We start from the raw sequence: 12975 nt of genomic DNA, 5'->3' as shown, positions 1-12975 counted from the left end.
GCCGAAAAACTCGGGAACTTTCACCCGCGCCCCTCATTGTCAAAGCAGAGTTCAACGACAATGAGGAGCAGACCATGACAACCCAGACAGGCCACACCGAAGCGATTGCCGCTTCGCGCGTCATCGGCACGTCCGTCTACAACAACGAAGGCAAGAGCATCGGCAGCATCGAGGACATCATGCTCGACAAAACGTCGAACGGCATCATGTTCGCGGTGATCGGCTTTGGCGGCTTTCTCGGCATCGGCGAGAAGTACCACGCCGTTCCCTGGGCCAGTCTCGACTATGATGAGGACAAGGGCGGCTATGTCGTGCCCTTCTCCAAGGAGCAGCTGAAGGCCGCACCCGCCTATTCGATCAACGAACTGGCCGGCGCGGACGGCGAGGCGGCGCGCGATGCATCCTATGAGTACTACAAGGTCACGCCCTACTGGCATTGAGGCAACCGCAATAAAAAAGGGCCTCGTTTCGACGAGGCCCTTTTTATTCAAAGGCAACGCTATTTGCTGAGGTGCAAAGCCGGCAAGGGCTCGAAAGCCTTCGGTGGCGATTGCTGTGTATCGCACGACGTCAGGAACGCCGCCGCGATCAGGAACAAACTCACGATACCGCTCAACTCTGACATGGCGAAACTCCTCATGTTTCGCCCCGCGCGACAACAGCCATAACCCGAAATGCATGTCCGGGCGCATGACTTATGATGACAGAAATTTGCGCTTCGTGAATCGGGGAGGCGGCACTATTCGGCCATGGCCGGATTGCCTTTTGCGTCGCTTTGGCTAAGACGGGCGCGACCTTTCGTCAGATCAATCGGGGACATCGCAATGACCGCCATCATCGACATTGTCGGACGTGAAATCCTGGACAGCCGTGGAAACCCGACCGTCGAGGTCGATGTCGTACTCGAAGACGGTTCGATGGGCCGCGCCGCGGTGCCGTCGGGCGCCTCGACCGGCGCCCATGAAGCCGTCGAGCTTCGCGACGGCGGCGCCCGATATCTCGGCAAGGGCGTGCTCAAGGCCGTGGAGGCGGTCAATGGTGAGCTGTTCGAGGCGATCGGCGGCATGGAAGCTGAGAACCAGATCCATATCGACCAGACCATGATCGAGCTTGACGGCACGCCCAACAAGAGCCGGCTCGGCGCCAATGCCATTCTCGGCGTTTCGCTGGCGGTCGCCAAGGCCGCTGCTGACGCCTCCGGCCTGCCGCTCTATCGCTATGTCGGCGGCACCAAGGCGCACATCCTGCCCGTACCGATGATGAACATCATCAATGGCGGCGCCCATGCCGACAACCCGATCGACTTCCAGGAATTCATGATCCTTCCGGTCGGCGCGCCGACTTTGCGCGAAGGCGTGCGCTGGGGCTCGGAAATCTTCCATACGTTGCGCAAGAAGCTGAAGGATGCCGGCCACAACACCAATGTCGGCGACGAAGGCGGCTTTGCCCCGAACCTGAAGAGCGCGCCTGTGGCGCTCGATTTCATCATGGAATCGATCGAGAAGGCCGGCTTCAAGCCGGGCGAGGAAATCGCGCTCGGCCTCGACTGCGCCGCCACCGAGTTCTTCAAGGACGGCAACTACGTCTATGAAGGCGAGAAGAAGACGCGCGATCCCAAGGCCCAGGCCAAGTACCTCGCCAAGCTCGCCGCCGACTATCCGATCATCTCGATCGAGGACGGCTTGGCCGAGGACGACTGGGAAGGCTGGAAATACCTGACCGACCTGATCGGCAAGAAGACGCAGCTGGTCGGCGACGACCTTTTCGTCACCAACACAGCGCGCCTGCGCGACGGCATCCGCATGGGCGTTGCCAATTCGATCCTGGTCAAGGTCAACCAGATCGGCTCGCTGACTGAAACGCTCGATGCCGTCGAGACCGCGCACAAGGCCGGCTACACCGCTGTCATGTCGCACCGCTCGGGCGAAACCGAGGATTCGACCATCGCCGATCTCGCCGTCGCCACCAATTGCGGGCAGATCAAGACCGGTTCGCTGTCGCGCTCCGACCGCATGGCCAAATACAACCAGCTGATCCGCATCGAGGAAGAGCTTGGCAAGCAGGCGCGTTACGCCGGCAAGTCGGTGATCAAGGGCTGATCCGAAACATTGAGCTCGGATACTGCACGAAGGGCGGGATCATTCCCGCCCTTTCTCATTTGGCTTCTCGCGGGTCGGTCTCCGTAACCGTCCGTTAAGCACAATCAGGCGAAAAAGGTTCCGGGTCGTTTGAGTTTGCGACCATGGGGAATCGGTCATGTGGACGCGTCAGCACAAGCAGAGAAACACCGGTCGGCTGATCATCCCTTCGCTTTGCGTGGTGTTCCTGGCCTATTTCGGCTTCCATGCCTATCACGGCGAGTTCGGCATCAATTCGAAATATCAGTTGGAAGCCCAGACGGTTGCGCTCCAGGCTCAGCTCGATGCGGTCAAGGCGCGCCGGATGGAACTCGAACGGCGCGTTCGGCTCATGCATGACGGCACGCTGGAGAAGGACATGCTTGACGAGCAGGCGCGCAGGGCGCTCAATCTGTCCCAGGCCGATGAAATCACCATCATGTTGCCAGCCTCGTCGAAATAACTGAATTTCAGTTAATCGACAATATTTTCAATGATTTTAATTGCTTAGGCGCATGCCAGCTATGCAAATTCGTCATGGCGCAACGCTCTGACGCGTGTTAGCCTTGCATAAATCGGTGGGGAGAGCTGATCTTCCCAGGGCGGAGTTCATCCTGCCCTAATGTCCGCAAAGAGACGCCAACAGGGAGTGATGCATGGCCACCGCAGCCAGAAAAGCGCCTGCCAAATCGAAATCCGAAGGTAAATCAGGGCTTTCCGCGCCCAAGCCCGCTGAATTCACCAAGGAAGAAGAGCTTGCCGCCTATCGGCACATGCTGCTCATCCGCCGCTTCGAGGAAAAGGCCGGCCAGCTTTACGGCATGGGCTTCATCGGCGGCTTCTGCCATCTCTATATCGGCCAGGAAGCTGTCGTCACCGGCATGAAGATGGCGCTGATCGATGGCGACCAGATGATCACAGCCTATCGCGACCACGGCCACATGCTGGCCATGGAGCTTTCGCCGCGCGGTGTCATGGCTGAACTGACTGGACGCCGTGGCGGCCTGTCACGGGGCAAAGGCGGCTCCATGCACATGTTCTCCAAGGAAAAGCATTTTTACGGCGGCCACGGCATTGTCGGCGCGCAGGTGTCGCTTGGCACGGGCCTGGCGTTCGCCAACCGCTACCGCGACAACAACAACGTTTCGCTGACCTATTTCGGCGACGGCGCCGCCAACCAGGGCCAGGTCTATGAAAGCTTCAACATGGCCTCGCTGTGGAAGCTGCCGGTGATCTACATCATCGAAAACAACCGCTACGCCATGGGCACCTCGGTGTCGCGCTCGTCGGCCGAAACCAATTTTTCGCATCGCGGCGCCTCGTTCAAGATTCCCGGCATCCAGGTCGACGGCATGGATGTGCGTGCGGTCAAATCCGCCGGCGATCAGGCGACCGAATGGTGCCGCGCCGGCAACGGGCCGATCATTCTCGAAATGCAGACCTACCGCTATCGCGGCCACTCGATGTCCGACCCGGCGAAATACCGCTCGAAGGAAGAAGTGCAGAAGATGCGCTCCGAGCATGACCCGATCGAACAGGTCAAGGCGCGGTTGACCGAGAAGAAGTGGGCGACGGAGGACGAACTCAAGACCATCGACAAGGAGGTTCGCGACATCGTCGCCGACGCCGCCGAATTTGCCCAGAACGATGCGGAGCCGGATCCGTCCGAGCTCTGGACCGATATCGTATTGTAAGGGGAGAGCCAGGACATGCCGATCGAAATTCTCATGCCCGCTCTCTCGCCGACCATGGAAGAGGGCAATCTTTCCAAGTGGTTGAAGAACGAGGGTGACAAGGTCGTAGCCGGCGACGTCATCGCCGAGATCGAGACCGACAAGGCGACGATGGAAGTCGAAGCCGTCGATGAAGGCACGCTTGCCAAGATCGTGGTGCCCGCCGGCACCGAAGGCGTCAAGGTCAACGCGGTGATTGCCGTGCTCGCGGTTGAAGGCGAAGACACCGACAAGGCCGGCGAAGGCATCGGCGAAGAGCCCGCCAAGGCTGAAACGGCTGCACCGGCGCCAGTTGCGGCCAAGGGCGAGGCCTCCGCACCAGTAGCGGCGGCGCCGAAGACCGAGGTTGCCGCAGACCCGGATATCCCCGCGGGCACCGAAATGGTCTCGACCACGGTACGCGAGGCGCTGCGCGATGCCATGGCCGAGGAAATGCGCCGCGACGGCGATGTCTTCGTCATGGGCGAGGAGGTTGCCGAATATCAGGGCGCCTACAAGATCACCCAAGGGTTGCTGCAGGAGTTCGGGCCGCGTCGCGTCGTCGACACGCCGATCACCGAGCATGGGTTTGCCGGCGTCGGCGTCGGTGCGGCGATGGCCGGGCTGAAGCCGATCGTCGAGTTCATGACCTTCAACTTCGCCATGCAGGCGATCGACCAGATCATCAATTCGGCCGCCAAGACGCTTTACATGTCCGGCGGCCAGATGGGCGCGCCGATCGTGTTCCGCGGACCGAACGGGGCTGCCGCCCGCGTTGCCGCTCAGCACTCGCAGTGCTACGCCGCGTGGTACAGTCACATTCCTGGCCTGAAGGTCGTGATGCCGTATACCGCTGCGGACGCCAAGGGCCTGCTCAAGGCCGCGATCCGCGACCCGAATCCGGTTATCTTTCTCGAGAACGAAATCCTCTACGGCCAGTCCTTCGATGTGCCGAAGCTTGATGATTTCGTGCTGCCGATCGGCAAGGCCCGCATCCACAAGCAAGGCAAGGACGTCACCATCGTCTCCTTCGGCATCGGCATGACCTATGCGGTCAAGGCGGAAGCCGAATTGCGCGGCATGGGCATCGATGCCGAGATCATCGATCTGCGAACCGTCCGTCCGCTCGACCTCGACACCATCATCGCTTCGGTCAAGAAGACCAACCGGCTGATCGTGGTCGAGGAAGGCTTCCCGCAAAGCTCGGTCGGCGACCATATCGCCAACCAGGTGTCGCAGCGCGCCTTCGATTTCCTCGACGCGCCGGTCATCACCATTGCCGGCAAGGATGTGCCGATGCCTTATGCGGCCAACCTCGAAAAGCTGGCTTTGCCGAATGTCGGCGAGGTCATCGAGGCGGTCAAAGCCGTCACGTATCGCTGAACCGGCCGGGAGGACAAAATGCCAATCAACATCACCATGCCGGCGCTCTCGCCCACGATGGAAGAGGGCAATCTGTCGAAGTGGCTGGTCAAGGAGGGCGATAAGGTTTCGCCGGGCGATGTCATCGCCGAGATCGAGACCGACAAGGCGACGATGGAGGTCGAGGCCGTCGACGAGGGCACGGTGGCCAAGCTCGTCGTTCCCGCCGGCACCGAAGGCGTCAAGGTCAATGCGCTGATCGCCGTGCTTGCGGCCGAGGGCGAGGATGCGGGCGCCGCCGCAAAAAGTGGTGGCGGTGCCGCACCGGCGAAAGCCGAAGCGCCGAAGGCGGACGCTCCCAAGGCTGAGGCACCAAAGGCTGAGGCGCCAAAGGCTGAACCTGCTGCCGCAGCCGCTCCGAAGGCAGAGCCGGCTCCGGTCGCCAATGGCCATGCGACTGGCGAGCGCACCTTTGCATCGCCGCTCGCGCGCCGTATCGCCAAGGAGGCCGGTGTAGATGTGTCGGCTGTGACCGGCACCGGCCCGCATGGCCGCGTGGTGAAGGCCGATGTCGATGCCGCGATTGCTGGCGGCGGCGCCAAGGCAGCTCCCGCCGCCAAGGCTCCTGCCGGCGCGCCTGCGGCCGCTGCTCCGGCGGTGAAGGCGATGTCGGACGACCAGGTGCTGAAGCTGTTCGAACCCGGCTCCTACGAGTTGGTCCCGCACGACAATATGCGCAAGACGATTGCGCGGCGGCTGGTCGAGGCCAAGTCCACCATCCCGCATTTCTATCTGACGCTCGACTGCGAACTCGACGCATTGCTGGCGCTGCGCACGCAGATCAATGCCGCCGCCCCGATGAAGAGAACCGACAAGGGCGAGGCTCCCGCCTACAAGCTGTCGGTCAACGACATGGTCATCAAGGCGATGGCGATGGCCTTGATGGCGGTGCCGGATGCCAATGCCTCGTGGACCGAAAGCGCCATGGTCAAGCACAAGCATGCCGATGTCGGCGTTGCCGTCTCGATCCCCGGTGGCCTGATCACGCCGATCATTCGGCATGCGGACGAAAAGACGCTGTCGACCATCTCCAACGAGATGAAGGACCTGGCCAGCCGCGCGCGCAGCCGCAAGCTGAAGCCGGAGGAGTATCAGGGCGGCACGACGGCGGTCTCCAACCTTGGCATGTTCGGCATCAAGGACTTCGCCGCCGTCATCAACCCGCCGCATGCGACGATCCTGGCGGTCGGCGCGGGTGAGGAGCGAGCTGTGGTCAAGAATGGCGAGATCAAAATCGCCACCGTGATGTCGGTGACCTTGTCGACCGACCATCGCGCCGTGGACGGAGCGCTCGGCGCCGAACTTCTGGTCGCCTTCAAGCGGCTGATCGAGAACCCGATGGGCATGCTGGTCTAGGAAAGGAAAGGAAAAGGCTCGTGCGGAAATTCTTCACCAGCCTTTTCGCCTTTTTCATTTCCTGGTTTGCCGGCGGTTTGGTCGCGCTCGGACTGGCCATCGCAACCGACGCGCAGGAAGAATACATTCTGGTGTTCATGGCGTCCGCGCTTGTCACCATCGTCGTGACGATCGTGTTTTTCGTCGCGCAGTTCTTTTCGAATGCACCCGCGATCATCGACTGGCTGGCCCTTTGCACCATTGTCCTGTTCGTGCTTGTCGGGCTCGGCCTGATCGGCTGGACGTTCTCGCAGCCGGTCGACAAGCGCCAGTGGGGAAGTGACCTTCCAATCGTCGCCGGCCTGGTCTTGCCAAACCTGTCCACGGTGCTGGTTCACTGGCTGTTCGTACGCTGGCGGGTGGGACGCGGATTGATGAATGCACAGGTGAACGCATGAAGACGGTGCTTTGCTACGGCGACTCGCTGACCTGGGGTTACAACGCCGAAGGCGGGCGCCATGCTCTGCAGGACCGCTGGCCAAGCGTTCTGCAGGCGTGTCTAGGCGGTGGCGTCCAGGTCATCGCCGATGGCCTGAATGGCCGCACCACGGCCTTCGACGATCATCTGGCAGGTGCCGATCGCAACGGTGCGCGGCTGTTGCCGACGGTGCTGACGACGCATGCACCGATCGATCTGATCGTCATCATGCTCGGTGCCAACGACATGAAGCCTTGGATTCACGGCAATCCGGTCGCGGCCAAGCAAGGCATCCAACGGTTGATCGACATCGTGCGTGGTCATGACTATCCGTTCGACTGGCCGGCGCCACAGATACTCCTTGTCTCGCCGCCCGTTGTAAGCCGCACCGAAAATGCCGACTTCAGGGAAATGTTTGCCGGCGGCGATGAGGCGTCGAAGCAGCTCGCCCCACAATATGCGGCGCTCGCCGACGAAGTCGGCTGCGGCTTCTTCGACGCCGGCACGGTGGCGCAAACCACACCGCTCGACGGCGTCCATCTCGATGCCGAAAACACGCGAAACATCGGCAAGGCGCTGACATCGGTCGTGCGCGTCATGCTGGAATTGTGACTGAAGGAGAAAATCCGTGGCTGAGAACTACGACGTCATCATCATCGGCTCCGGCCCCGGCGGCTATGTCACGGCGGTACGTTCCGCCCAGCTCGGCTTCAAGACGGCCATCGTCGAGCGCGAACATCTCGGCGGCATCTGCCTCAACTGGGGCTGCATACCGACCAAGGCACTGCTGCGTTCGGCCGAGATCATGCACTATTCCGATCATCTGAAGGACTATGGCCTGAAGCTCGACGGCAAGGTCAGCGTCGACACGTCGGCCGTCGTCGACCGCTCGCGCAAAGTCTCGCTGCGGCTCAATGGCGGCGTTGCCTTCCTGATGAAGAAGAACAAGGTCGACGTGATCTGGGGCGAAGCCAAGCTGTCGAAGCCGGGTGAGGTCATCGTCTCCAAGACGGCCAAGAAGCCGATGGAACCACAGCCGCCTGTGCCGAAGGGCGTCAAGGGCGAGGGCACCTACACAGCCAAGCACATCATCCTGGCGACCGGCGCCCGCCCGCGCGCGCTGCCCGGCATCGAGCCGGACGGCAAGCTCATCTGGACCTATTTCGAGGCCATGGTGCCGAAGGAGATGCCGAAATCGCTGCTGGTGATGGGCTCGGGCGCCATCGGCATCGAATTCGCTTCGTTCTATCGCACTATGGGCGCCGAGGTGACGGTGGTCGAACTGTTGCCGGCGGTGATGCCGGTCGAGGACGCCGAGGTCTCGAAATTCGCGCAAAAACAGTTCGAGAAGCAAGGCATGAAGATCATTCTCGAAGCCAAGGTGACCAAGGTCGAGAAGGGCGCCAACTCGGTCACCGCGCATATCGAGATGAAGGACGGCAAGGTCGATAAGATTACCGCCGACCGCATGATCTCGGCCGTTGGTGTCCAGGGCAATATCGAGAATCTCGGCCTTGAGGCGCTCGGCGTGAAGACGGATCGCGGCTGCGTCGTCGTCGACGGTTACGGCAAGACCAATGTGCCGGGCATCTACGCCATCGGCGATGTCGCCGGCCCGCCCATGCTTGCCCACAAGGCCGAGCATGAGGGCGTCGTGTGCGTCGAGAAGATCGCCAATTTCCCCGGCGTGCATGCCATCGACAAGCTCAAGATTCCTGGCTGCACCTACTGCAATCCGCAGGTCGCCTCCGTCGGCCTGACGGAAGCCAAGGCCAAGGCCGAAGGCAAGGATATCCGCGTCGGCCGCTTCCAGTTCGCCGCCAACGGCAAGGCGATCGCGCTTGGCGAGGACCAGGGCTTCATCAAGACCATCTTCGACAAGAAGACCGGTCAGCTGCTCGGCGCCCACATGGTCGGCGCCGAGGTGACCGAACTGATCCAGGGCTTTGTCGTGGCGATGAACTTGGAGACGACCGAGGAAGAGCTGATGCACACCATCTTCCCACATCCGACGCTGTCGGAGATGATGAAGGAGAGCGTGCTCGACGCCTATGGCCGCGCCTTGAACGCATGATAGATTCGCAGCAGGAGACTCAGCCGCGAAAGCCGCCGGAACTCGGCGGCAAGGCAGTTCGTTTCCGCATGCATTTTTACGCGCGCAAGGAGAAGGCATATGCACTTGAACGGCGTGGGCTGGATCGCAGCCATCATCATCGGCGGCCTGGCAGGCTGGTTTGCCGAAATGGTCATGAAGAGCAACACCGGCATTTTCATGAACATTATCATGGGTATCGTTGGCGCGGTCGTGTTGAACGCCATCCTGCAGGCCCTCAATTTCGGCCCGTTCGGCGTCGGCTGGACCGCCTATCTGATCACCGGCTTCATCGGTGCCTGCCTGCTGATCTGGGTCGGTCGCCTGGTGCGCCGCTAGTCGGTACCGTTCCCGGCTATGCGAAAACGGTTGTAGCGGCATGCGCCGCTGCAGCCTTTTTCTTTGTGCTGAAAAGTCCTAGATGACGATAAAGTGACGATCGCCGACGGGCGGTCGCGAGAAAAGCCAGGGTTCAGATGGTTACTGTCCTCGACACGATCGCCAACGCACCACGGCTGCGGCACCCCGAGAAGGCGCACAAGCCCGACCAGGAGGTGTTGCGCAAGCCCGACTGGATTCGCGTCAAGGCGCCGGTCTCCAAGGGCTATGCCGAGACGCGCGAGATCGTGAAATCGCACAAGCTGGTGACGGTCTGCGAAGAGGCTGGTTGCCCCAACATCGGCGAGTGTTGGGAAAAGAAGCACGCCACCTTCATGATCATGGGCGAGATCTGCACGCGCGCCTGCGCTTTCTGCAATGTCGCCACCGGCATCCCGACCGCGCTCGATCCCGATGAGCCGGCGCGCGTCGCGCATGCCGTCAAGCAGATGGGGCTGAGCCACGTCGTCATCACCTCCGTCGACCGCGACGATCTTGCCGATGGCGGTGCGCAGCACTTTGCCGATGTCATCCGCGCGATCCGCGCGGCAACGCCGTTGACCACGATCGAAATCCTGACGCCGGATTTCCTGCGCAAGGACGGCGCCCTGGAGATCGTGGTGGCGGCCAAGCCCGACGTCTTCAACCACAATCTCGAAACCGTGCCGTCGAACTATCTGAAGGTTCGGCCGGGCGCTCGCTATTTCCACTCGATCCGGCTGTTGCAGCGGGTCAAGGAACTCGACCCGTCGATCTTTACCAAGTCCGGCATCATGGTCGGCCTGGGCGAGGAGCGAAATGAAATCCTGCAGCTGATGGACGATCTGCGCACGGCCAATGTCGACTTCATGACCATCGGCCAGTATCTGCAGCCGTCGAAGAAGCACCATCCGGTGATCCGCTTCGTCACGCCCGAAGAGTTCCAGTCCTTCGAGACGATCGGCCGGACCAAGGGTTTCCTGCTGGTGGCATCGAGCCCGCTGACGCGCTCATCTCACCATGCCGGCGACGATTTCGCCCGGCTGCGCGCGGCGCGGGAAGCACAGCTTCAGAAGTCGGTCTAGCGCTGGTTGAATGCCGAAATTCGAAGCCACCCGCCGCGTCGCCCATACGCCGCAACAGATGTTTGCGCTGGTAGCCGATGTCGAGGCCTATCCGCAATTCCTGCCGCTTTGCGAAGCGCTGACGGTGCGCTCGCGCAAGGAGCGTGACGGACGTACCGTTCTCCTGGCCGACATGAGCATCGGCTACAAGGCGATCCGCGAGACCTTCACGACGCAGGTGCTTTTGAAGCCCGACGAGAACGCCATCGACGTGAAATATATCGATGGCCCGTTCAAATATCTGAGCAATGTCTGGCGTTTCGAGCCCGATGGCGCCGGCTGCGCCGTCCGCTTCTTCATCGACTATGAATTCAAGAGCCGCATTCTGGGCGCGCTGATGGGCACGATGTTCGACCGCGCCTTCCGCATGTTCGCCGAGGCTTTCGAAAAGCGTGCCGACGTCATCTATGGGGTTGCGCCGGCATGACGCTATAGTAGTGAGTCCATGCCTTATCCAAGCGCGCGCAGGCCGAGTTGCAGCGCATGTCTCACCGTCTCGTGGCGGATGAATTCGCGGCCCTTGTGGCCAAACAGCTGGCGCTCGGCGACAACCGGCTGGCCGGCCAGGGCAAGGCCGAACCAGACGAGACCGACCGGCTTGTCAGCCGAACCTCCGCTTGGGCCGGCAATGCCGGTAACGGCAAGAGAAAGGCTCGCGCGCGAATGCGCCAGCGCGCCGGCCGCCATCTCCAGGACCGTTTCGCGCGAAACAGCTCCATGCGCGTCGAGCGTTTCGGCGGAAACGCCGAGCATGTCCATCTTGGCTTCGTTGGAATAGCTGATGAAGCCGCGGTCGACCACCGCCGAGGAGCCTGCAATGTCGGTGAGCGCGGCGATGATCATGCCGCCGGTGCAGCTTTCCGCCGTCGCCAGCATGATGCCACGTTGCTGGCAGGCCAGCAGCAGGGAGTTTGCGAGTTCGGCGTTGCTCATTCCGGCACCTCGCCGGGAAACACCACGCTGGCAGTGGCGATCGCCGCAATGCCTTCTTCGCGACCGACAAAGCCGAGTTTTTCGTTGGTTGTCGCCTTGATCGAGATGCGGTCGGCGGAAATCCCCAGCATTTGCGACAGGGCCGCCGTCATCGCCTCGCGATGTGGGCCGACGCGCGGCGCCTCGCAGATCAGCGTGATGTCGGCATTGGCGATGCGTCCGCCGCGCTCGCGCACCACTTTCGCCGCGTGTTCGACGAAGATCCGCGACGCTGCACCTTTCCACTGCGGCTCGGACGGCGGAAAATGCGTGCCGATGTCGCCGGCGCCGCAGGTCGCCAGCAGCGCGTCGGTCAAGGCGTGCAGCCCGACATCGGCATCGGAATGTCCGGATAGTTTCTTGTCATGCGGAATCGCGACGCCGCACAGTGTAACGTGATCGCCGGGCTCAAAGGCGTGGACGTCGTAGCCGTTGCCGGTGCGGATGTCGGGGAAATGTGTGCGTTCGCTGGAAAGCCGCTGGTGCGCCATGGCGATGTCCCGTGCCCAGGTGAGTTTGACATTGTCCGGCGAGCCCGGAACGAGCTTGACTGGAATCTGCGCCCATTCGGCGATGGCCGCGTCATCGGTGAAGTCCAGCCTGCCTAGTTGATAGGCCTTGTCGTGTGCGGCAAGGATCGGCCCGTAGGGAAAACCTTGCGGCGTTTGCGCCGCGTGCAGCCCGCTGCGGGAAACGGTTTCCGCGACCACGCCGGCGGCCGACTCGCGCTTCAGCGTGTCCGCGACGGGCAGGGCGGGCAACGCCCCCTCGTTCTCGCCGATGGCGGCGATGGTGCGATCGATCAACTCCGCATCGACGAACGGGCGGACGGCGTCGTGAATCAGAACCTGGCCCGGCGCGTGGTCCTTCAGCGCAAGCAGCCCGAGCCGAACGGACTCCTGCCTGGTCGGTCCGCCAATGATGGCAGTGACGCGCTCAGCCTGGCTGCCCGCCGCTTGCCGGAACAATTCGTGGTCGTCGGCGTGGATGGCGACGACGACCCGGCCGGTTCGCGGATGGGCCAGAAACATCTCCAGCGTGTGCGCAATGACAGCGCGGCCGCCAATATTCTGGTACTGCTTGGGTCCGTTGGCCTGCCCGGCACGAGCGCCGCGGCCGGCGGCGACGATCACCACCGCAACCTCACCTGTCGCGCTCGAGTTTTCACTTCCGTCAGTCATGGCGATTGGCTTAGCGCACGATCCCCAAAAGTGTAATTGGTTTTCCGAAAAGATCGTGCGTCAAATATGAACTCCAAAGCCTCCTTCACACGCCATGAAGGACGCGCGGCGCCTTGGTCACGGCAAATCCCTAAGGGTCCGGAATTTTCCCAATTGCGCCTCAATGTGACGTCATTCCGCGTTGC

General features: G+C 61.9%; 14 protein-coding genes. 12 read left to right on the top strand and 2 right to left on the bottom strand.

Going from position 1 to position 12975, the window contains the following annotated elements; all coding sequences use genetic code 11:
- The first annotated feature begins 74 nt into the window (after window positions 1–74).
- The 12 genes from JG747_RS21880 (at window position 75) to JG747_RS21825 (ending at window position 11064) form a co-directional block, all read left to right on the top strand.
- Window positions 75–440, top strand: a complete 366-nt coding sequence (locus tag JG747_RS21880; protein WP_019858017.1) for a PRC-barrel domain-containing protein — start codon at window positions 75–77, stop codon at window positions 438–440.
- A gap of 384 nt (window positions 441–824) precedes the next feature.
- Window positions 825–2099 (top strand): phosphopyruvate hydratase, encoded by a 1275-nt coding sequence (gene eno / locus JG747_RS21875; protein WP_019858019.1) that lies wholly within the window; start codon window positions 825–827, stop codon window positions 2097–2099.
- 157 nt (window positions 2100–2256) lie between these two features.
- Window positions 2257–2580: an FtsB family cell division protein gene (locus JG747_RS21870; protein ID WP_019858020.1), complete on the top strand. Its 324-nt coding sequence runs from the start codon at window positions 2257–2259 to the stop codon at window positions 2578–2580.
- A 193-nt stretch (window positions 2581–2773) separates the two neighbouring features.
- On the top strand, window positions 2774–3811 hold the full coding sequence (pdhA, locus tag JG747_RS21865; RefSeq protein WP_019858022.1) for a pyruvate dehydrogenase (acetyl-transferring) E1 component subunit alpha: 1038 nt from the start codon (window positions 2774–2776) through the stop codon (window positions 3809–3811).
- Between the two features lie 15 nt (window positions 3812–3826).
- Window positions 3827–5212, top strand: a complete 1386-nt coding sequence (locus JG747_RS21860; RefSeq protein ID WP_019858023.1) for a pyruvate dehydrogenase complex E1 component subunit beta — start codon at window positions 3827–3829, stop codon at window positions 5210–5212.
- 18 nt (window positions 5213–5230) lie between these two features.
- Entirely contained in the window at window positions 5231–6607 is a 1377-nt protein-coding gene (locus tag JG747_RS21855; protein WP_202360029.1) for a pyruvate dehydrogenase complex dihydrolipoamide acetyltransferase, read from the top strand.
- 20 nt (window positions 6608–6627) lie between these two features.
- Window positions 6628–7044, top strand: a complete 417-nt coding sequence (locus JG747_RS21850; protein WP_038646706.1) for a hypothetical protein — start codon at window positions 6628–6630, stop codon at window positions 7042–7044.
- Complete coding sequence (locus JG747_RS21845; protein WP_038646708.1) at window positions 7041–7676, top strand: SGNH/GDSL hydrolase family protein; 636 nt, start codon at window positions 7041–7043, stop codon at window positions 7674–7676. The genes JG747_RS21850 and JG747_RS21845 overlap by 4 nt, the downstream gene beginning before the upstream one ends.
- A 16-nt stretch (window positions 7677–7692) precedes the next feature.
- Window positions 7693–9138 (top strand): dihydrolipoyl dehydrogenase, encoded by a 1446-nt coding sequence (gene lpdA / locus JG747_RS21840; RefSeq protein ID WP_019858027.1) that lies wholly within the window; start codon window positions 7693–7695, stop codon window positions 9136–9138.
- Between the two features lie 99 nt (window positions 9139–9237).
- Window positions 9238–9495: a GlsB/YeaQ/YmgE family stress response membrane protein gene (locus tag JG747_RS21835; RefSeq protein ID WP_019858028.1), complete on the top strand. Its 258-nt coding sequence runs from the start codon at window positions 9238–9240 to the stop codon at window positions 9493–9495.
- A 137-nt stretch (window positions 9496–9632) separates the two neighbouring features.
- Window positions 9633–10598 carry a lipoyl synthase gene (lipA, locus tag JG747_RS21830; RefSeq protein WP_019858029.1) on the top strand — a complete coding sequence of 322 codons (966 nt, stop codon included), beginning with the start codon at window positions 9633–9635 and terminating at the stop codon, window positions 10596–10598.
- Between the two features lie 10 nt (window positions 10599–10608).
- The gene (locus JG747_RS21825) at window positions 10609–11064 is read left to right on the top strand and encodes a type II toxin-antitoxin system RatA family toxin (RefSeq protein WP_019858030.1); all 456 of its coding nucleotides are present in this window, start codon (window positions 10609–10611) and stop codon (window positions 11062–11064) included.
- A gap of 23 nt (window positions 11065–11087) precedes the next feature.
- Here JG747_RS21825 and JG747_RS21820 read toward each other — a convergent pair whose 3' ends face one another.
- On the bottom strand, window positions 11088–11570 hold the full coding sequence (locus tag JG747_RS21820; protein ID WP_027046822.1) for a CinA family protein: 483 nt from the start codon (window positions 11568–11570) through the stop codon (window positions 11088–11090).
- Window positions 11567–12790, bottom strand: coding sequence for a bifunctional 2-C-methyl-D-erythritol 4-phosphate cytidylyltransferase/2-C-methyl-D-erythritol 2,4-cyclodiphosphate synthase (locus JG747_RS21815; protein WP_202360028.1), 1224 nt, complete (start codon window positions 12788–12790; stop codon window positions 11567–11569). Before JG747_RS21815 ends, JG747_RS21820 begins: the two co-directional genes overlap by 4 nt.
- Window positions 12791–12975 lie beyond the last annotated feature (185 nt).

Source organism: Mesorhizobium sp. 131-3-5, assembly GCF_016756575.1.
In the GTDB taxonomy this organism is placed as follows: domain Bacteria; phylum Pseudomonadota; class Alphaproteobacteria; order Rhizobiales; family Rhizobiaceae; genus Mesorhizobium; species Mesorhizobium jarvisii.
Note: the sequence above shows the minus strand (reverse complement) of the source record. Positions and strands in the feature narration are given on the sequence as shown.